Origin of the sequence: Paenibacillus sp. NPDC101420 (assembly GCF_050277435.1) — a bacterium.
In the GTDB taxonomy this organism is placed as follows: domain Bacteria; phylum Bacillota; class Bacilli; order Paenibacillales; family Paenibacillaceae; genus Paenibacillus_AQ.
Window position 1 is genome coordinate 45088 of the sequence record NZ_JBNNSE010000008.1, and the last position, 19766, is coordinate 64853.

Annotated in this window: 21 protein-coding genes; 20 read left to right on the forward strand and 1 reads right to left on the reverse strand. The window is 39.6% G+C overall.

Going from position 1 to position 19766, the window contains the following annotated elements; all coding sequences use genetic code 11:
• Nucleotides 1–149 precede the first annotated feature (149 nt).
• The 10 genes from ACQKMP_RS25990 to ACQKMP_RS26035 all read left to right on the forward strand — a co-directional run bounded on the left by ACQKMP_RS25990 (nt 150) and on the right by ACQKMP_RS26035 (nt 11584).
• Entirely contained in the window at nt 150–1115 is a 966-nt protein-coding gene (locus ACQKMP_RS25990; RefSeq protein WP_339243588.1) for a glycoside hydrolase family 43 protein, read from the forward strand.
• A gap of 305 nt (nt 1116–1420) precedes the next feature.
• Nucleotides 1421–2254, forward strand: coding sequence for an aldo/keto reductase (locus tag ACQKMP_RS25995; protein WP_339243587.1), 834 nt, complete (start codon nt 1421–1423; stop codon nt 2252–2254).
• A 260-nt stretch (nt 2255–2514) separates the two neighbouring features.
• A complete protein-coding gene (locus ACQKMP_RS26000; protein WP_042192043.1) occupies nt 2515–3420 on the forward strand; it encodes an NAD(P)/FAD-dependent oxidoreductase in 906 nt (301 codons plus the stop codon).
• Between the two features lie 106 nt (nt 3421–3526).
• Nucleotides 3527–4021 (forward strand): cysteine hydrolase family protein, encoded by a 495-nt coding sequence (locus ACQKMP_RS26005; protein ID WP_427471930.1) that lies wholly within the window; start codon nt 3527–3529, stop codon nt 4019–4021.
• 106 nt (nt 4022–4127) lie between these two features.
• Complete coding sequence (locus ACQKMP_RS26010) at nt 4128–4796, forward strand: Type 1 glutamine amidotransferase-like domain-containing protein (RefSeq protein WP_042192038.1); 669 nt, start codon at nt 4128–4130, stop codon at nt 4794–4796.
• A 213-nt stretch (nt 4797–5009) separates the two neighbouring features.
• The gene (locus tag ACQKMP_RS26015; protein ID WP_379425453.1) at nt 5010–5498 is read left to right on the forward strand and encodes a DUF2199 domain-containing protein; all 489 of its coding nucleotides are present in this window, start codon (nt 5010–5012) and stop codon (nt 5496–5498) included.
• Between the two features lie 468 nt (nt 5499–5966).
• Nucleotides 5967–6371 (forward strand): GNAT family N-acetyltransferase, encoded by a 405-nt coding sequence (locus tag ACQKMP_RS26020; RefSeq protein WP_038573410.1) that lies wholly within the window; start codon nt 5967–5969, stop codon nt 6369–6371.
• Nucleotides 6372–6440: 69 nt separating this feature from the next.
• Entirely contained in the window at nt 6441–6869 is a 429-nt protein-coding gene (locus tag ACQKMP_RS26025) for an SRPBCC family protein (protein ID WP_427471797.1), read from the forward strand.
• Nucleotides 6870–7115: 246 nt separating this feature from the next.
• Nucleotides 7116–7613 (forward strand): LURP-one-related/scramblase family protein, encoded by a 498-nt coding sequence (locus ACQKMP_RS26030; protein WP_042192030.1) that lies wholly within the window; start codon nt 7116–7118, stop codon nt 7611–7613.
• A gap of 437 nt (nt 7614–8050) precedes the next feature.
• Nucleotides 8051–11584, forward strand: a complete 3534-nt coding sequence (locus tag ACQKMP_RS26035) for an alpha-amylase family glycosyl hydrolase (RefSeq protein ID WP_427471799.1) — start codon at nt 8051–8053, stop codon at nt 11582–11584.
• A gap of 82 nt (nt 11585–11666) precedes the next feature.
• On the opposite strand, the gene ACQKMP_RS26040 is transcribed toward ACQKMP_RS26035, so the two are convergent.
• Nucleotides 11667–12260: a YdeI/OmpD-associated family protein gene (locus tag ACQKMP_RS26040; protein WP_427471801.1), complete on the reverse strand. Its 594-nt coding sequence runs from the start codon at nt 12258–12260 to the stop codon at nt 11667–11669.
• A gap of 170 nt (nt 12261–12430) precedes the next feature.
• On the opposite strand from ACQKMP_RS26040, the gene ACQKMP_RS26045 reads away from it, so the two are divergent.
• The 10 genes from ACQKMP_RS26045 to ACQKMP_RS26090 all read left to right on the forward strand — a co-directional run bounded on the left by ACQKMP_RS26045 (nt 12431) and on the right by ACQKMP_RS26090 (nt 19690).
• Nucleotides 12431–13309 carry an aminoglycoside phosphotransferase family protein gene (locus ACQKMP_RS26045; RefSeq protein ID WP_427471803.1) on the forward strand — a complete coding sequence of 293 codons (879 nt, stop codon included), beginning with the start codon at nt 12431–12433 and terminating at the stop codon, nt 13307–13309.
• Nucleotides 13310–13538: 229 nt separating this feature from the next.
• Nucleotides 13539–14102, forward strand: a complete 564-nt coding sequence (ahpC, locus tag ACQKMP_RS26050; protein ID WP_042192019.1) for an alkyl hydroperoxide reductase subunit C — start codon at nt 13539–13541, stop codon at nt 14100–14102.
• A 14-nt stretch (nt 14103–14116) separates the two neighbouring features.
• Nucleotides 14117–15646 (forward strand): alkyl hydroperoxide reductase subunit F, encoded by a 1530-nt coding sequence (ahpF, locus tag ACQKMP_RS26055; RefSeq protein ID WP_042192017.1) that lies wholly within the window; start codon nt 14117–14119, stop codon nt 15644–15646.
• Nucleotides 15647–16113: 467 nt separating this feature from the next.
• Complete coding sequence (locus tag ACQKMP_RS26060; RefSeq protein WP_427471932.1) at nt 16114–16206, forward strand: methyl-accepting chemotaxis protein; 93 nt, start codon at nt 16114–16116, stop codon at nt 16204–16206.
• 99 nt (nt 16207–16305) lie between these two features.
• Nucleotides 16306–16437 carry a hypothetical protein gene (locus ACQKMP_RS26065; RefSeq protein WP_427471805.1) on the forward strand — a complete coding sequence of 44 codons (132 nt, stop codon included), beginning with the start codon at nt 16306–16308 and terminating at the stop codon, nt 16435–16437.
• Between the two features lie 114 nt (nt 16438–16551).
• Nucleotides 16552–17268 carry a purine-nucleoside phosphorylase gene (gene deoD, locus ACQKMP_RS26070; RefSeq protein ID WP_427471807.1) on the forward strand — a complete coding sequence of 239 codons (717 nt, stop codon included), beginning with the start codon at nt 16552–16554 and terminating at the stop codon, nt 17266–17268.
• A 239-nt stretch (nt 17269–17507) separates the two neighbouring features.
• Nucleotides 17508–18518 (forward strand): cation diffusion facilitator family transporter, encoded by a 1011-nt coding sequence (locus tag ACQKMP_RS26075; protein WP_081951218.1) that lies wholly within the window; start codon nt 17508–17510, stop codon nt 18516–18518.
• A gap of 73 nt (nt 18519–18591) precedes the next feature.
• Nucleotides 18592–18912, forward strand: a complete 321-nt coding sequence (locus tag ACQKMP_RS26080) for a metal-sensitive transcriptional regulator (protein ID WP_042131123.1) — start codon at nt 18592–18594, stop codon at nt 18910–18912.
• A gap of 107 nt (nt 18913–19019) precedes the next feature.
• Entirely contained in the window at nt 19020–19256 is a 237-nt protein-coding gene (locus ACQKMP_RS26085; RefSeq protein ID WP_042192013.1) for a glutaredoxin family protein, read from the forward strand.
• A 104-nt stretch (nt 19257–19360) separates the two neighbouring features.
• Nucleotides 19361–19690: a four-helix bundle copper-binding protein gene (locus tag ACQKMP_RS26090; protein ID WP_042192011.1), complete on the forward strand. Its 330-nt coding sequence runs from the start codon at nt 19361–19363 to the stop codon at nt 19688–19690.
• Nucleotides 19691–19766 lie beyond the last annotated feature (76 nt).

Sequence of the window (19766 nt, forward strand, 5' to 3'; positions counted from 1 at the left end):
TTTTGAAATATCAGAAAGTATAAGTTTCACATGTCTACTCATGTTCTGATATTTCTCGCAGAAACGGAATCGTCCCTATAAGGACGGTAAAATCCATTTCTGCTTGGCTAATCAACAGGCGTAATCTCAATCAGGAGGAGAGTCCTATTATGGCAACAAAAAATGAACCGTTAGTTACCCATCTCTATACAGCCGATCCCTCCGCTCATGTATTTGAGGGCAAGCTGTATATTTACCCATCCCATGATATTGACCATGATGGACCTACAAATGATAATGGTGACCAATATGCGATGGAAGATTATCATGTGTTTTCCTTGGAAGATCCTACATCCCCTTGTGTAGATCATGGAGAGGCGCTTCATCTTCGGGATGTGCCTTGGGCTTCGAAGCAAATGTGGGCGCCCGATGCCGCGTACCGGCAGGGGACGTATTATTTGTTTTTCCCGGCCCGGGACAAGGAAGGTATTTTCCGTATCGGAGTGGCTACGTCTACTTCTCCGTCTGGTCCTTTCCAGGCTCAAGAAAGCTATATCGAAGGGAGCTTCAGCATCGATCCAGCCGTATTCGTGGACGAGGACGAAAGAGCCTACATGTATTTTGGCGGCTTATGGGGTGGACAATTAGAAAAGTGGCAAGACGGTATTTTTCAACAAGATGCGCTAGAAAAGGGTCCAGAGGAACCGGCTTACGGTCCTTGGGTGGGTGAGCTGAGTGAAGACATGTTGTCATTCAAATGTGACCCTCAGGAGATTACCATTATTGATGAAGAAGGGAACTCAATCCTTGCGGGTGATGAAGACAGGAGGTACTTCGAGGGTCCATGGATGCACAAGTATAAAGGGAAATACTATCTCTCGTACTCTACTGGCACAACCCATAAGATCGTCTACGCGGTGAGTGATAAGCCTTGCGGACCTTTTGTTTTTCAAGGAACGATCCTGAATCCAGTCGTTGGCTGGACGACTCATCATTCTATCGTGGAATTTAACGAGAAATGGTATTTGTTCTATCATGACGCATCGCTTTCTGGCGGCGTGGACCATAAACGTAGTATGAAATTTACAGAGCTTCATTATGAAGAAGACGGCAGAATCCGCACGGTAGAGCTCTAATTGAAAGAACAGCCTCCCTTTTTTATAGGATTTATTATGAAATTATACTTAAGGGTGTCTTGAAGCTAATACTTCAGAGACATCCTTATTTGTCTTTTTACCTTCATATTATAGGAAATAATTTCTAATATTCTGATTGCTTTTTTTATAAATAAGTTTTAAGTTTTATTGAAGAACTACATTCAACATGGAAAAATAATTGAGACTCCAGAGCTTATTCAAGGAATAGAAAGAAGTTGCTGGAATGCTATCAGAATCGACTGACTCAGCTGATATAAAATAACAGTGTAAGGGAGGATTATTCTATGGAAAATTACCTATTAAATAATGGGGTTTTGTTACCAAAAGTCGGATTGGGTGTATACCAAATGAAAAATGAACACGAAGATGCAATCATTTGGGCATTGAGAAATGGATATAAGCATATTGATACCGCCGCTTTTTATCATAATGAGGAACTTGTTGCAAGTACAATTAAAAAATCAGGTGTAAATCGAAAGGATATATTTATTACAACAAAACTGTGGAATTCAGATCATGGTAAAAGAACGAAACAGGCTTTTGAAATGAGTTTGAAAAAACTGGAAACAGATTATATAGATCTTTATTTGATCCATTGGCCATCCCCAAAATATGTTGAGAGCTGGTTGATGTTAGAGGAATTGTACAAAGAGGGTAAAATCAGAGCCATTGGTGTGTCTAACTTTGAGCAAACGCACCTGAGTGATGTATTGAAGCATGGCTCAATAGTACCTGCAGTAAATCAAATTCATACAAATCCGTTTTTACAGCAGCCCGACTTGCATAATTATATGGTGAATAAGAATATCCAACATGTAGCGTGGAGTCCTTTTGGACATGGAAATAAAAATTTATTCGATAACCCTATATTAACAAGCATTGCTGAAAGACACGGTAAAACAACGGCTCAAGTTATGTTAAGGTGGAACATTGAGCGCAATGTTGGGGTTATTCCCAAGTCGGTTAATCCTGCAAGATTAAAGGCGAATCTGGAAATCTTTGATTTTAGTTTATCTGATGAGGAAATGAAACAAATATCGACATTAGATAAAAACAAAAAGGGATTTGTTAATCCTGACAACAAGCTGTTTTTATGGGCTACTACACTTTTGCGGTAATTTAGTTGGAATTCCAAGAGGGCAATGATTAAATAGAAAAATCCTTGCCTTTTAGATTTATTAAAGTTATTATAGATTCACAAAGTCTTTAATTGGAATACTTAAAGGAATTATTCTTAGTATCTAGAAACAAGAAAATAGTGGATCTGGCAACAATTATAATGACGGAGTAAGATCCGTTCTTTTTTTAGGGAAAATTAGAGATAACACAAGTCTCTAATATCTTTAATGTAAATTGAATAGCGAAAGGGAGAATTAATATGACTCATGATTGTGTAATTATCGGTGGAGGACCGGCAGGTCTAAATGCTGCTCTCGTGCTAGGTAGGGCAAGAAAAAGTGTGGTTGTGATTGATGAAGGACGCGCACGTAATAGGGTTACTCGAGAAACGCATGGCTTTCTTACTAGAGATTCTATAAGTCCAGGCGAATTTAGGAGGATTGCGAAGGAGCAGATTAGTGCCTATCCATCCGTTACTTTTGCGGAAGATACCGCCCTATCGATTAGGGGAACCGATGGCGATTTTCAAATTACGACGGTTCAGGGTCAGACTTTTCAAAGTAAAAAGGTGCTCTTCGCCATAGGGATGAAGGACCTCCCGATGGATATTAAGGGACTCTCAGACGTATATGGTAAAAGCGCCTTTATCTGCCCCTATTGTGATGGATGGGAACTAAGAGATCAGCCTCTTGTCGTAATTGTTAAGGGAGCCGATGCAACGCATATGGCCCAAGTGTTATCTGGTTGGACGAAAAAGATTACCATATGTACTAATGGATCTGATGACTTAACGGATGCACAACGCGAAGAGCTAAATCAACATAACATTCCTGTCTATGACTCACCGATTCAGTCGATCGAATCTGACAATGGCATGGTGCAGCAAGTTGTGTTGAAGGATGGTACTAGCATCGTATGTACGGGGATATTTTTTAGACCGAAGCTTAGGATCGGGTCGGATTTGCCACAAGACATTGGTTGTGAGCTCACAGAAACAGGAACAGTCATCGTTGATAATCTCGGTAAAACGAACGTTCCAGGCGTTTATAGTGCCGGTGATGCAGCAACACATCTTCATCAAGCCATTATTGCCGCTTCTATGGGCTCCTTAGCTGGGGTCGGCATTAACAACGAACTAAATGAAGAGGAATGGCGTAACATATAATGCTATTGTACAAAATAGTCTAATTCATTTATTCCCTTGAGCTGAATCTACATCCAGATTAATATAGAAACTATATATGTTCTGAGAGGGGTAGTTCAAAATAAAAATTGGATTCCTAATTATTGATATGCAAAACCTTTTCTTACACGATCATATGGAGAAATTAAATGTAATTGAGGCTTGTGAATACATTAATCATGTGTCTGGGTTACTTCGTGCGAAGGACCAAATCGTCATCCATATACAAGACATGGAAGGGGCGAATGCGGATACGGATCCAGAAGCAAGAAATAGTATACCGGAAATTACAGTAGCACCCACGGATATCCAGATGGCGAAAGAATTCTCTAATGCTTTCTGGAAGACGGATTTGGAACAACTTCTACGTGAACATGGTGTTGAATTCATCATCGTTGCGGGCTTCGCCGCAGAACATTGTGTAACCTTTACTATTAACGGTGCACAAGAAAGAGGCTTTCAAGCAGCCCTTTTACAGAAGGCAATCCTTAGCACACGGCCAGATGCTATTACCTCGATTTACCGTGATCGGCATATGATCTCTTACCCGGTGATCGAATTTTTAATGGAGACCATTGCTTAAGATTCTACTAATAGAAGCTATTGTTTATAATTGGAGTTACGTATTAGATAACTAATATGTAACTTCATTTTATTATCGTGGAAAATACATATGGAGGTAATTAAGTTTGAGTACTCACTACTATCTCAGTTGGTTTAATAATTTTTTTCCAGAGAAGCTGGTCCATTGTTTGCATGAGGATATACAAGACAGAAAATCGCTTGTTATGATTAGCGCTGAACCGTCTGGTTATACAGGGGAGCAAATTAACATTGATGATGTTTCTGAATGTACATGGTTAAATCAGGCTGACATTATTTTTGATGAATATCATTTCATTGATTATCGCATGCAGAAGGAAGAGGCCCAGCGATTAATTCACAACGCTTCTGTCATTTTTTTATGCGGTGGAGATCCTGTTTTGCAAAACGATTTTTTGGCGGATTATGAATTATCAAATGTTATTAAGAACAGCAATGCCGTTATAATGGGTGCCAGCGCCGGTGCGATAAACATGGCTGCAAAATGGTTATGCTTGAAAAACACTGGCAATGAAGTTGAAACAAGTACTATTTATGATGGTATTGGCTTTGATCATTTTGCCTATGAATCTCATTCTAAACGCGACTACGCTACGTTTGTTCAAGGTTACCTGTTCCCCTTGTCTGAAGAGATTGATGTTTATGCGGCAGAACAGGAGAGTGCAATGCGTGTAAAGGACGGCAAAATAGAAATAATGGGTCCTGTATATTTAATTTCCCACTCAAAGATTCAGAAATTGGTTGAGACGCTCTAATTAGGCTTACAGCGAATCATCTTAGGTTATTAATATCTCCAGGACTTATTGTTGGGCAGAAATGATAAATTTTAGACCGCCTTCAATGGCGGTCTTTCTATGTCCGGCAGATGCTAGCTGTTCATTTTATTGAACTAACGGGCAGGATAACTCAGTAATTTCGCGAATAAGACGTTATAAGAAATCACCAAGAAACTATAAGGAGCAGAAAACATGAAATGCCCTCACTGTAACAACGAATTAAGTGAACTTCCTTTATGTTACGGAAGTGAAGCGCCATATTATTTTTACACTGTACCAGAAGAGAAAAGAACAGAATTAATTAGAGATTTTTGTGTAATTGATGAACAGCATTTCTTTATTAGAGGACATATTGAAATACCAATAATTGATAGTAAAGAGAAATTTATATGGAGTGTTTGGGTTTCTCTTAGCGAAGAAAACTTTTTGAAATCTAATGAATTATTGCACGTAGAAGGAAGGGAAACTGAAAAACCTTATTTTGGTTGGTTATCGACTGAACTTTCAATATATCCAATAACTACATTATCGTTAAAGACAATGGTACATACACAAGAAGTTGGTGCTGTTCCGTTAATAGAATTAGAACAAACGAATCATCCACTTGCAGTTGAACAAAGAGAAGGAATTACAATGGAGAGAGTTAAAGAAATTGCTCATTTAATAAATCATAGTCTGTAAGAGAAGAATTTGAAAGTTGCTCTCCTTGGTCTGCTAAGGATTTTTCGGTGAGGCGTAATCAGCAGATAACCCTGCAAGGCTAAGTCTATCGGACTGGTGCGTAATGTCGATTAAGCTAGCGGGGCACATTAGTGGATTAGCGGTTGCTTCGGCAGCCATTTTTTATTTGTTCAACTAACGGGCAGGTTAACGCTATAAACCTCTTAGGATTAGTATGCTTAGGTAAAAGAAGTATTCTCCTGAATTCTCTAATGTAAATAAATACAAATTCGACTTCAGTTAATCCATTTTCTATACATATTTTTAAGAGTATATTGAGGTAAATAAAGTGATTATTCACTTTGATAAATCCGAAATTGCTTTGTCGGTATTATTTTATGGCTTCGTAAGGATTGCAAAATCATCGAAATATGGGAGTTTAAAACAGAGGTTGTGCCGTAGTTAGTTTTATGAAAGGAAGGTACAGGGGTGAGTATTTATTACGCTTCAAGCAAAGAGGATATCACTAAGGATGCACTCCAAGAGTTATTTCTTTCAGTAGAATGGGAGTCTGGCAAGTACCCAAACGAGCTTTTACAAGCAATCGGAGGATCTCATTCAATTGTTACCGCTTGGGAAGGAGGAAAGCTTGTCGGTTTAATAAATGCTTTGTCAGATGGTGTTTTAACGGTATATTTTCATTATATGCTTATTAATCCGAGTTATCAGAGTATCGGTATAGGTAAGGAAATGATGAATATAATGCTTGATAGATATAAAGGGTGTAAAACAAAAGTATTAATTTCTTATCCTCATGCAGTGGATTTCTATAATAAATTTGGCTTTAATACAGAGGATGGAGCTACACCAATGTTTATCTCAGAGTTGATATGATTGATGGTATAATTTTCGTATACAAATAATTACATAAATTAATTCCTTATAAAAAAGGGGATGAGCAATATGGCAAATATCGAGCACTTGCAGACCGTGAATGTTCCAGATTCAAAGGTATATGAAGCATTAACCACTGCAAAAGGACTTTCAGAAATATGGACAAATGAACTAATAGTCAATGATCAGATCGGTTGTATAAATGAGTTTCGATTCGGCGGAAAAGGCTTAACAAAGATGCGAGTTGATGAGCTTGTTCCCGATAAAAAAATTTTGTGGCAGTGTGTTGATTCAGATCCAGAATGGATAGGTACGACAATTTCTTTTGATATGAAGGAAAAAAACGGGAAGACTTCAATCATTTTTCGTCAGATGAATTGGGAGGAAGTGACCTCATTTTATCGCGTATGTAATTATAACTGGGCTATTTTTTTGTACAGTCTTAAACAGTATTGCGAAGAAGGCGAGGGTCTCCCATATCATAAACGGAAGTTTTAGAACCATTGAAAACACGGTTGGGTGACTAAAGTACATGATCTCGAGAACTGATTTCGAAAGTAATGGGTAAGTACGAAGAAGTTGTCACCCAAGTTTTTACAATCATTCGGTTCAACTATTGGGAAACTATAGTTCAATAATGAGAGGGTTAACGAAAGGTAGTTCATGGTTAGGTGGCTATCACTATTAATATCTATGATGAAATCTGCGCTTTAATAATATGCTTATATCGAAGGAGGTATTGGAATGAAGCAGCTTTATATAAAGCAGAAGGTATTCAGTCTAAGTGGTAAATTTACGGTAAAGAATCAGCAGGAGCAGGATGTCTATTATGTAGAGGGCAGTTTTATGCAAATACCAAAGACGTTCTCCATTATGAATACAACAAGAGATGAAGTCGCACTTATTACGAAGAAGGTATTTAGTTTTTTACCGAAGTTTTTTGTTGAGGTCAATGGCCGAGAGGTGTTAACGATTAAGAAGGAGTTTTCTTTCTTTAAAGCACGCTATACGATTGATGCGGCTGACATTGAGGTACATGGTAACTGGTGGGACATGGATTTTCAGGTCTTGCAGCATGGTGTAGTCATAGGTAAAGTGAATAAGGAGTGGTTCACTTGGGGTGATAGCTACAAGGTTCAAATACTAAATGAGGAGATGGAGGCAATCATAATTGCGTTCGTTGTTGCAATTGATTGTGTAAAAGCTGACCAAGCAACTGCTTCCTCATCAGCGACGATTTAATTTAGGGACATATAAAATAATATATTTAAGGAATTAATATTTCATAAAATCATACTAGAATAGTTACGAAAGTATAGAGCCTAGTTCTATAAATAGCGGTAATTTAAGATTTTAATATGCCTTGAACAACTGATGAATGAAAACGATTGAACTTTTGTATTTAAACCATTAAATTTTTATGTTTTTAGCCTAAAAGATGCATTGACCCGGAAAAGGTTGGAGCCTATAATCATAAACAGGGAAAATTCATTAGATATGGAGCTATCTGTAACCTGAGGATTTCTCAATAGTTCTATTTGTAAACGCATACAATGAGGTTTTTCCATATTTTCTAAGAAGGAGGAGATTGGATAAGTTAGATTGTTTCTTTTTTTCTCATTTTTGCAAACGTTTGCACAACGTAATTTGCACTTAAAATTAATGAGGAGGTTATTTAATTGGTACGAAAACAATCTAGGCGGTTTGTTTCTTGGTTGATCATTTTTTCGCTAATCTTTAGTTTATTCGGTTTATCGGGCGGGGCTTCAGCCAGCAACACTGATTATACAGTCTCCTATACGAACACCACAGCATCTTCTGTGACACTGCATTGGACTACGAATAATTGGACGAATACTACGGACACAGTCATGTCTAAAAGTGGGACCACGTTTACGGCCAACCTCAATGTGCAGGAGGGCGCAACACTCATTTATTGTTATCACATCACAGCCCCGACGGATAGCTGGGACAGCAACGGAGGGAAGAACTGGACGGTAGTTATTCCGGTTGCTGGGAAGTATGAAGCTGAGAGCGCAGCCTTGTCAGGTGGCGCAAAAATAAATACGAATCACAGCGGTTATACCGGTACTGGTTTTGTTGATGGGTACACTACCACAGGAGCAACTACCACCTTCAATGTTCAATCTTCCGCTGCAGGCGCCTATAATGCCACGCTTCGCTATGCCAATGCGACTGGCAGTGCCAAGCAAGTTTCCATTTATGTGAATGGAGCAAAGGTAAAGCAGACCACTTTAGCGAACTTGGCAAACTGGGATGCATGGGGTGACCAAACAGAAACGCTCTTCTTACAGGCAGGAAATAATACGATCGCTTACAAATATGACTCGGATGATACTGGGAATATCAATATCGACTATCTAACTCTTTCAGCCACAGCAACGCCAACGCCTACCGCAACACCAACGCCAACGCCAACAGTGACTCCTACGCCAACACCAACCGTAACACCAACGCCAACAGTGACACCTATACAAACACCAACCGTAACGCCAACACCAACAGTGACTCCTACACCAACACCAACCGTAACACCAACACCTACACCTACACCAACTTCGGCTGGCTTAACAGTTCATTTTAAGAAACCAGCAAACTGGAGTTCAACGATCCGAATCCATTACTGGAATCTGAGTCCGACAACGGTTCCAACAAGCGGAGCTTGGCCGGGAATTCTGATGAAATCGGACGGAAACGACTGGTACAGCTATACTATTGCCAACGCCACCGGCACAAGCCTTATCTTTAATGATGGCAATGGCAAACAGACCGCCGACTTATCCCGTAGTATAAAAGAGGGCTGGTATTCCTCGGATAATGTGTGGTATGACGCTAATCCAGAAATTCCGAAGATCCCTGTGATTTCAGTCTCTCCTACACCGAAGACATATGATTCTGCCCAAACTGTGAAGCTCTCCAGTATCAATACTGGCGATAAAATCTACTATACGACAGACGGGTCGACACCTACGACATCCTCTACCTTGTATACCACTCCAATCCAAGTGGCCTCTACTATGACTATTAAGGCTTTTGGTGTTAACTCCATCGGTCAAGCAGGCAGTGTAGGCACTTTTGCTTATGTCATTGACCTAAATCTCGACCTGCAGGCCCCAACGATAACCGCGAATTTACCTGTTGGGAATTCAAGCTCTGCCGTTACCGTCTCTTTTAATATAAAAGATAACAAAGCAGCAACGACCACCGCATATTACACAGATAATGGGACAGAACCAACTACCAGTTCAAATCTCTATGTCTCGGGCAATGCTTTAACTGCTCTGGCTGGACCGTCCATTCTTATTAATAAGACGACGACACTGAAATTCCTGGTGGTTGATGGTGCCGGAAATGAAACGAAACAGAGCTTTATCTATACGATTGGAAATAAAGGCGATTTCCGTGAAGACACCATTTATTTCGTAATTACTTCACGATTCTATGATGGTGATCCGAGTAACAATGTACATTCATGGGAGGATGCTAAAGCAGGAAATCCGGATTCAGACCCAGCTTGGAGAGGTGACTTTAAGGGACTGATTCAAAAGCTCGATTACATCAAAGCGCTTGGATTCAGTGCTATTTGGATTACGCCAGTGGTGCAGAATGCCAGCGGGTATGATTATCATGGCTACCATGCGATTAATTTTTCCAAAGTAGATCCAAGGTATGAATCAGCGGGAGCCTCTTATCAGGAATTGATTAATGCAGCTCATGCCAAAGGGATAAAGGTTATTCAGGATGTTGTTGTGAATCATACCGGTAATTTTGGGGAAGAAAATCTGTTGCCTATGTTCAAAAAAGATCCGACTGCAGCGGACACCGTAAATAACATGCTTAAAATTACGGATAAACTGCCAGCTAACTATGATACGATGACCCCTGATCAGCAATATCAGGCCAGACTCGCAATCATGAAAAATGCGGAAACCAACAATAACATGTATCATACCGAAAAAAGTCTTTCCTGGGAATCTTACACCGTACAGACAGGACAGATTGCAGGAGACGCTGTGGACTTGAATACGGAAAATCCTGTAGTGAATCAGTATCTAATTGACAGCTATAATCAGTATATTGATATGGGTGTTGATGCTTTCCGGGTCGATACTGTGAAGCATGTAAGTCGGTATATTTTTAACAAATACTTTGTTCCTGCTTGGAAAACAAGAGGGGGCTCAAACTTCTTTGTCTTTGGTGAAGTGGCTACTCGGTACAGAGATGTATGGAATAGTGGAATTCCGGCAATATCGACTCCATTCTATACATGGAAAAGCTCGAAAGCCTATCCGGGTGATGGACAAAATGACTACGCTTCCAACAAGCTGTCAGTGGAACAAGAGTGGGCAGATAACTCTACTACAGCAGGGCAGCCAACCTCGAACAATGCTTTTTTAATAGGCAATAATTATCACGCGCCTGACTATTCGATGAAATCGGGTATGGATGTTATTGATTTCCCGATGCATTGGGCATTCAAGACTGCACAGGAAGCATTCAGTATGAAGAGCGGTGATCAATATTATAACGATGCTACTTGGAATGTAACTTATGTTGACTCTCATGACTATGCACCTGACCAAGCCCCAGAGAATCAACGATTTGCAGGGACACAAGACACTTGGGCTGAGAATCTCTCGCTGATGTTCACCTTCCGGGGAATACCTGCGATCTATTATGGTTCTGAAATCGAGTTTAAAAAAGGATCAGTCATCGATGTAGGCCCGAATGCACCACTTAGCTCAACAGGGCGTGCTTACTTTGGAGATCAAATTGAGGGTAGCGTTACTGTTCAGGACTACGGTAAGTATACAAATGCTACTGGCACACTTGCCGATTCATTAAACTATCCTTTGGCAAAACATATTAGACAACTCAATTTAATCAGAAGAGCTGTTCCAGCCTTGCAAAAAGGCCAGTATTCCACAGAAAATGTATCCGGTGATTTGGCATTTAAAAGAAGATATACCGATACCGCGAAAGGCATCGATAGCTTTGCGTTAGTTACGATCTCAGGAAATGCGACATTTTCCGGAATTCCGAACGGAACTTACGTGGATGCGGTGACTGGCGATACCAAAAATGTTACTAACGGTACAATCACTCTGGTATGCTCTGGAAAAGGAAACGCTAGAGTGTATGTATTGAACGGTAGCGGTGGAATTGGAGTAACCGGAACCTACTTGAAGTAGTATAAAGTCTTTTAGTAAAAAGAGAAGAAGCAACCTCAGTTCGGATTATTCACCGATCTAAGGTTGCTTCTTCATATACAACTTAATCATTTAATCCTTTTCCATCCAGAATTTGCGGCATCCACTTTTCAACCCTAGATACTCGAGTTTTGGATTGCTTGGGCTCATTAAAATGATGAAGGTATGCTCTTTGCCGCCCGGGCGTCAAGGCTTCAAAAGCATTTTTCAAGGCAGGTATTTCATCAAGTTTAGTTTGAAATTCATCAGGAATGATGAAATCTGTATTCTTTTTAAATTCTACTTCTAAACCAGCTTTTTCAACTTCGATGGCATCATAAATATAGTCTTTTATGATGCTTTCTTTTTCAAGGATTTCTTGAACATTGGTGAACCGGATCTGGCGTGCAGCTTGTACATTCTCCGTTTGTTGAATCAGAATTCCATGGGTATCCTTTAATAAGACACCTTTATGAAATAGCAGTGCAATATATTCTTTAAATCCATGGATTAAGACTATGTTTTTGTTCTCAAACGTGTAACAAGGATGCATCCATTTAAAGTCTTCGGTCAGCTCACAGTCAAGAACGATATTTCTCAACGTCTCGTATTCTTCCTGCCACTGTTTTGCTTTCCTTAGAAATCCGTCCACCTTAGGATTCGTTTTACTATTAGTCATTAAGGAACACCCTTCTTCCTCGTAATCATATTAAGATTTCAACTTGCTTAGCTTGTCCCTTTTGTGGCTGATCTAATTGCATAGTTTGCATACAGACACTAGTAAAGCTAACATAATATTAGATGTCTCTTATGGAAATGGCTAGTAAAACTTATGTTAGCGAGGTATTTATGAATACAATTACCGTAGATTTAGTTGCAAGATTAATTAATGAACAATTTCCCGCGTGGTCCGATTTAGAGATTAGACCAGTAAAATTCAGCGGGAATGATAATCGAACGTTTCATTTAGGTGAGCATATGAGCGTGAGGTTACCAAGTGCAGCAGCTTATGCTCCACAAGTAGAGAAAGAGCAACGATGGTTGCCCATATTAAGTAAAGAACTCACGTTACCTATTCAAATACCATTAGTCAAAGGGGAGCCTAACGAAGAATATCCATTGCCGTGGTCTATCAATAAGTGGGTAGAGGGTGAGACATTAACGTACCAAAATATTAATGATCTTAACCAGTTTGCAAGAGATTTGGGAGCATTTTTAATAGAATTACAATCTATTGATGCTAGTGGGGGACCTTTAGCAGGAGAACATAATTTCTATAGAGGTGGATCTTTAGCTGTATATGATGAAGAGTCTAGACATGCGATTGAGCATAATAAAGATATTTTTAATGAAGATCTATTGAGAGAAATCTGGGAACTGGCATTAGATTCTAAATGGAATTCCAAGCCGGTTTGGGTTCATGGAGATATTGCGCCAGGGAATTTACTAGTCAAAGATGGAAAACTGTGTGCAGTCATTGATTTCGGAATCTTGGGTGTAGGCGATCCTGCTTGTGATGCGGCAATGGCATGGACCTTTTTTGATGAGGATAGTAGAAAGGTATTCAAGGATATATTACAGATGGATGAGGAGACTTGGAATAGAGCAAGAGGATGGGCTTTATGGAAAGCGTTAATCACATATAATGGAAATCGATATTCTAACCCAAAGGTAGCGAGAGAATCTTTGAATATTATCAATCTAATAGCAGATGACTTTGAATTGTAGAAATTGCCCTACATAAAACATGTAAACTAACCCATACTAGTTCATAAGTATGATAATTTATGAACATTTAGCGACTGACAACGATTATCATATTAGAATTATTATAAATAACTTGACAGGCCTTAATTTGGTTAATTATAATAATTACAAATAGTATTCAGATATGTGATGTTTGCAGATTTGAATATTGTATCCACAAAAAATAAAACTTAAAGGAGATTTAAATAATATGTCACTTATCGGAACAGAAGTCCTACCATTCAAAGCAAGCGCATTTCAAGATGGGAAATTCATCGATGTATCAGAAGAAAACTTTAAAGGTAAATGGAGTGTAGTTTGCTTCTACCCAGCTGACTTTACATTCGTATGCCCAACTGAACTTGAAGATCTGCAAAACCAATATGAAACCCTGAAACAACTGGGTGTTGAAGTATATTCCGTTTCCACAGATACTCACTTTACACATAAAGCATGGCATGAAAGCTCTGCAGCTATTGGCAAGGTAAAATACATTATGATCGGCGATCCTTCTCATGTGATTTCCCGTAACTTTGATGTTCTGATCGAAGCTGACGGTCTTGCTGATCGTGGTACATTCATCATTGATCCAGACGGTATTATCCAAACCGTTGAAATTAATGCTGGTGGTATTGGTCGCGATGCTAGTGCACTTGTTAACAAAATCAAAGCCGCACAATATGTACGCAATCATCCAGGTGAAGTTTGCCCAGCGAAATGGTCCGAAGGTGCAGAAACTCTTAAACCAAGTCTCGATCTTGTAGGTAAGATTTAAGGAGCGAAAGCTAAATGAAATTAGATCAAGAAATAAAAGCTCAACTAGCTCAATACCTAGAACTCTTGGAAGGCGACGTAGTACTGAAAATCAGTGCGGGCTCTGACGAAGCATCTCAAGAGATGGAAGCGCTGGTTGATGAAATTGCCAAGATGTCAGCTAGGATAACGGTAGAAAAAACCGAACTGCCTAGAACCCCAAGCTTTAGCGTAAATCGTGTGGGTGAAGATACGGGCGTAACCTTTGCGGGAACTCCGCTAGGACATGAGTTTACTTCATTAGTGTTGGCTCTATTGCAAGTTAGCGGAAGAGCGCCTAAGGTTGAGCAAAGTGTTATTGACCAGATCAAAAGCATTAATGGCGAATATAAGTTTGAAACTTATGTCAGCCTAAGCTGTCACAATTGCCCTGATGTTGTACAAGCACTGAACCTAATGAGTATCTTCAATCCTGGGATTACCCATACGATGATTGACGGCGGAGTGTTCAAAGAAGAGGTAGAACGCAAAGAAATTATGTCTGTTCCAAGCGTTTACCTTAACGGTGAATTTTTCGAAAGTGGTCGTATGACGGTTGAAGAAATTCTAGCTAAAATGGGTAGTACTGTAGACGCATCAGAGTTTGACAATAAAGCTCCATATGATGTACTTGTTGTTGGCGGTGGCCCAGCAGGTGCAAGTGCAGCAATTTACGCAGCGCGTAAAGGAATTCGCACAGGGATTGTCGCTGAACGCTTAGGCGGACAGGTTAACGACACACTCGGCATTGAGAATTTTATCAGTGTAAATTACATTGAAGGTCCTCAGCTTGTGGCTAAACTCGAAGAGCAAGTGAAAGAGTATGGCATTGATGTGATGAAGTTACAACGTGCCACACGTTTAGATAAGAATGATTTAATTGAAGTTGAACTCGAGAACGGTGCTGTTCTAAAGAGTAAGACGGTCATTCTGTCGACAGGTGCTCGTTGGCGCAATATGGGTGTGCCTGGTGAAGCTGAATTCAAGAATAAAGGCGTAGCCTACTGCCCACACTGTGATGGTCCTTTGTTTGCAGGCAAAGATGTTGCCGTTGTCGGCGGCGGTAATTCAGGGATTGAGGCAGCTATTGACCTTGCGGGTATAGTGAAGCATGTAACGGTTCTGGAATTTGCTCCAGAGCTCAAAGCAGATGCTGTACTGCAAGATCGTCTCTACAGCCTACCTAACGTTACTGTGCTTAAGAACGTGCAAACGAAAGAAATTACCGGAACTGATAAGGTAGATGGTATTTCTTATATCGACCGTGCGACAGAAGAAACTCACCATATTGAATTACAGGGTGTGTTTGTACAGATCGGTTTGGTTCCGAACACAGATTGGTTAGGTGACATGGTTGAACGTACTCGCGTTGGCGAGATCGTTGTAGATAGCCATGGTGCCACAAATGTACCAGGAGTATTTGCTGCTGGCGATTGCACTAATAGTGCTTATAAACAAATCATCATTTCGATGGGATCCGGTGCAACTGCAGCTTTAGGTGCATTTGATTATCTGATCCGCAACTAATCGATACTGTTAATTAAAGCAAGTAACCCAAAGTCCTCACTTTTCACAAGGTGGGGGCTTTTTTGTATGCTATCCGTATGTTATGAGAGAAAAAGGGGATTTGCAAACTTTTTTGGAGGATTTTATGAGAATTTCTCGAATACATATTTCAAATATGAATTAAGCAAAATTGAGAATTTAGCACGGTTGGAAAAACCTTTGATAATTTAAATATTACCGAAGGACAGCTTTTAAACAAAGAAGAACCGCTTTACATAGCTATACGAGAGAATCAAGCATTAAAGTCCGATGTTCCGGCCAACTTCTATGGATTCGAGTTTACGGGTACAGCGACACCTCTTCATGATCAAAACGGTCAGGTCATTGGCGGGATTGCAGTTCAGATTCGTAGACAAAGTGAATTAAAGGCTACTTATTCAATCCCAACAAGCTGGTAGAGATGTGGAGAATACTAAGAGGTCCTATCGATTATTAAAAAGGTTGCTGACCAAACGAATTTACTCGGGCTGAATGCAGCCATAGAAGCGGCTCATGCAGGTGAGAAGGGAAGAGGTTTTTAAGTCGTAGCTAAGGAAATTCGGAAATTTTCACGGGAAACCGTTTCTTCAACTCAAAACATAAATGAAACCATGTTACAGATTTAGGGGATTACGAACCAAATGGCTAATTCGATAGAGAAGATAGCGGCTATCGGACAAGAACAGGCTGGATCTGTTCAGCATACTTCTGTATTTATTGAGAAAATAAAAATAATGTCCCAAAAGCTTAACGGGTTTGCGAATAAATTGTAGCAAGAGAATCAGTTCTTTTTTTGTTGAAACAAAAGAATATTTTAAACGTATATTTAAATTCATGAATGGTATAGTAAGATAGTAGTTGAGTAACAAACTTAGGAGGAATAAATTATGTCAACGCCGCACAATGCAGCACAAAATGGTGAAATCGCCAAAACAGTATTAATGCCAGGAGATCCGTTAAGAGCGAAGTATATCGCAGAAACCTATTTGGAGAACCCAACCCAATTTAATACGGTACGGAATATGTTTGGATATACAGGCACTTACAAAGGTAAAGAAGTGTCAGTAATGGGTTCGGGAATGGGAATGCCAAGTATCGGTATTTATTCTTATGAACTATACAAAAATTATGGTGTGGAAAACATCATTCGCATCGGTAGTGCAGGTGCCTACACAGATAAATTGAATTTATTTGATGTGGTACTGGCGGATAGTGCGTGGAGTGAATCTACATACGCCTATGTACAAAGTGGTGTAGAAGGAGATGTGCAGCTGCCAAGTAAAGAATTGAACGAAGTCATTGAAGATGCGGCCAAACGTATTAACAAGCCAATTTTGACTGCAAGAATTCATTCAAGCGATGTATTCTATCATGAAGATAACGTGCCAGGCCACAATGAATTTTACAATGAACATGGCTGTGTATGTGTAGAAATGGAGAGCTATGCATTGTTCCATAATGCGAAAGTATTAGGTAAACAAGCAGCATGTATTCTTACTATTTCAGATTCGTTAGTTACTCATGCAGTAACCACGGCAGAAGAAAGACAAAATTCTTTCAACAGCATGATGGAAGTTGCATTAGAAGCAGCGATTTCTCTTTAAGATTAAGAAGTGAAAGATAAACTAAAACATCTTTATACAGAAATTGTATAGAGATGTTTTTTTTTGTGTTTTCAAGACTAAAGAGGATATACCCTTAGGTTTGTTATTGACAAGAAGAAAAATCCAGATCATAATAACATATGAGCACTTGTTCATATGTTATTATGATCTGGATCTTTTGAATACCACTGCGCGCGCATACTAATACTATCTTGCTGAAGGTAAATAGGAGGTAAATCATGAAGGACAAGAAGAATAATCACAATCATCAGATTGAGCATGTAGACGGGCAACACTCCGATCACGATCACAGCGATCACAATCACTCCCATGCAGGACATGATCATTCCCATGGGCCTCACGGTCATCATCATTTCGATCCTAGCGGAAACAAAAAGGGACTAATGATTGCATTAATAATTACAGTAGGAATTATGTTTTTGGAGTTTTTTGGCGGACTGGTCACTAACAGCTTAGCGCTGCTATCGGACAGTGGGCATATGCTAAACGATGCAAGCTCCTTAGCATTAAGCCTAGTAGCGGTCTGGTTTGCAACTAAACCTGCATCTCCCAATAAAACATATGGATTTCATCGGTTTGAAATTCTAGCGGCACTATTGAATGGGGTCACCTTATTTGTAGTTGCTGGGTTTATCATCGTGGAGGCTTATGGCCGATTCTTCGAGCCGCCTACGGTTGCAAGTGGTTCTATGATGCTGATCGCATGTATAGGTCTTTTAGCCAATGTTGCTAGTGCTTGGTCTCTTATGAGAAAAGGAGATGTAAAGAATAACATTAACCTTCGCAGCGCTTATCTTCATGTGCTTGGCGATGCTTTAGGCTCGGTAGGGGCTATTATTGCAGGTTTAGTTATGATGATTTTTGGCTGGTATATTGCTGACCCGATTATAAGCGTACTAGTTGCTCTATTAATTCTTAGAGGTGCTTGGGGAATCATCAAACATACCGTTCATGTTCTTATGGAAGGTACACCGATTACAGTGAATCCATCTGAGGTGAAGGCAGTTCTTGAGAATATCGAGGGCGTTATAAATGTTCATGATCTTCATATTTGGACAATTACCTCGGGTCTTGATTCACTAAGCTGCCATCTCTTAATCAAAGATCAGGAAGATGATCAACGTATTTTGCAGCAAGCCATTCAGTTAATAGCGGAACGCTTCAAAATCCAGCATACTACTATTCAAATTGAGACATCGGTGATATCCCATGAAGTGATGAAAGTCTAATTATATTTTATATTTTGAATAGATTAGGGGGGCTATAGTATAATAAAACTATATGGAAAGGAGTGATTGGTGCATGGAAGATCATACGCACGAGCACGAATCATGTAGCACGGGTGAACGAAAAAGTCATCACTCTGAGAAGACTAAAAAGAACCTGGTTAGCCGACTCAATAGAATTGAAGGACAAGTAAGAGGGCTAAAGGGATTAATTGAGAAGGACACCTATTGTGATGATGTGCTGCATCAAATCTCTTCGGTCCAATCTGCTTTGAACGGCGTAGGAAAGCTTTTGTTAGAACATCATATGAAGAGCTGTGTCGTAGAACGAATTCAAGATGGTGAAAATGAAGTGTTAGATGAGTTATTAATTACCATCAATAAATTAATTAAATAATTGATAATAGAAAGGATTCGTTGGAATCCTTTTTTATTTAGATTCATGTATAGTATAGGGGGGTATACTAATATTGTTAGAAAATATAATGAAGGAGGACGACCCATATGAACGTAGAGGTATTTACAACACCGACTTGTGAGGATTGCAGAAATTTTAAAAAGTTCTTGAATGAGCATCATATTCCATTTACTGAATTTAATATTGCAGATCATCCTGACCATGCAGATACGTTATTTAATCGAACGGGAAAAAGATTGGTTCCTACCATTTTCATTAACAATCAGGTGTTTTTCGGATTTGTATTTAATCGTCAAGAAATTGAGAAACAGCTGCATGTCTAATGTTCAGTTCGGACAATTTCTCTGAGCATGATAAGTTAGCTCATGATTGGGTATATATAGAGTAGGGGACTATACTAAATTACATCTTGAGAGGAGCTTTTATGATGTCACATCAAAACTACAAAGCGTGTATTGAAGAATGTTTAAAATGTATGGTGGCTTGTAATCACTGTTACTCATCTTGCTTGGAGGAAGATCATGTTGGAATGATGAAGGAGTGCATTCGCCTGGATCGTGAATGTGCGGAAATATGCGGATTCACTGCACATGCCCTGTCGATGAACAGTAAATATGCCAAGGCCTTATGTTTAGCTTGTGCAGAGGCTTGTGAAGCCTGCGGCAACGAATGTAAAAAGCATGACCATGATCATTGCCAGCAATGTGCAGAAGCATGTTTTGCCTGTGCGAAAATCTGCCGTGAAATGGCCGCTTAACTCAGTAGGACTCTCTTCAGAGAGGACGGATTCATGAGGGAGTTTTCTCAGAAACAGGATTTCTGTTACTGAGAAA

Bases quoted from the DNA above. Each gene is read 5' to 3' on its own strand.
- ACQKMP_RS25990 (WP_339243588.1), top strand. From the start codon at position 150: ATGGCAACAAAAAATGAACCGTTAGTTACCCATCTCTATACAGCCGAT.
- ACQKMP_RS25995 (WP_339243587.1), top strand. From the start codon at position 1,421: ATGGAAAATTACCTATTAAATAATGGGGTTTTGTTACCAAAAGTCGGA.
- ACQKMP_RS26000 (WP_042192043.1), top strand. From the start codon at position 2,515: ATGACTCATGATTGTGTAATTATCGGTGGAGGACCGGCAGGTCTAAAT.
- ACQKMP_RS26015 (WP_379425453.1), top strand. From the start codon at position 5,010: ATGAAATGCCCTCACTGTAACAACGAATTAAGTGAACTTCCTTTATGT.
- ACQKMP_RS26025 (WP_427471797.1), top strand. From the start codon at position 6,441: ATGGCAAATATCGAGCACTTGCAGACCGTGAATGTTCCAGATTCAAAG.
- ACQKMP_RS26030 (WP_042192030.1), top strand. From the start codon at position 7,116: ATGAAGCAGCTTTATATAAAGCAGAAGGTATTCAGTCTAAGTGGTAAA.
- ACQKMP_RS26040 (WP_427471801.1), bottom strand. From the start codon at position 12,260: ATGACTAATAGTAAAACGAATCCTAAGGTGGACGGATTTCTAAGGAAA.
- ACQKMP_RS26045 (WP_427471803.1), top strand. From the start codon at position 12,431: ATGAATACAATTACCGTAGATTTAGTTGCAAGATTAATTAATGAACAA.
- ahpC (WP_042192019.1), top strand. From the start codon at position 13,539: ATGTCACTTATCGGAACAGAAGTCCTACCATTCAAAGCAAGCGCATTT.
- ahpF (WP_042192017.1), top strand. From the start codon at position 14,117: ATGAAATTAGATCAAGAAATAAAAGCTCAACTAGCTCAATACCTAGAA.
- ACQKMP_RS26065 (WP_427471805.1), top strand. From the start codon at position 16,306: ATGGCTAATTCGATAGAGAAGATAGCGGCTATCGGACAAGAACAGGCT.
- deoD (WP_427471807.1), top strand. From the start codon at position 16,552: ATGTCAACGCCGCACAATGCAGCACAAAATGGTGAAATCGCCAAAACA.
- ACQKMP_RS26075 (WP_081951218.1), top strand. From the start codon at position 17,508: ATGAAGGACAAGAAGAATAATCACAATCATCAGATTGAGCATGTAGAC.
- ACQKMP_RS26080 (WP_042131123.1), top strand. From the start codon at position 18,592: ATGGAAGATCATACGCACGAGCACGAATCATGTAGCACGGGTGAACGA.
- ACQKMP_RS26085 (WP_042192013.1), top strand. From the start codon at position 19,020: ATGAACGTAGAGGTATTTACAACACCGACTTGTGAGGATTGCAGAAAT.
- ACQKMP_RS26090 (WP_042192011.1), top strand. From the start codon at position 19,361: ATGTCACATCAAAACTACAAAGCGTGTATTGAAGAATGTTTAAAATGT.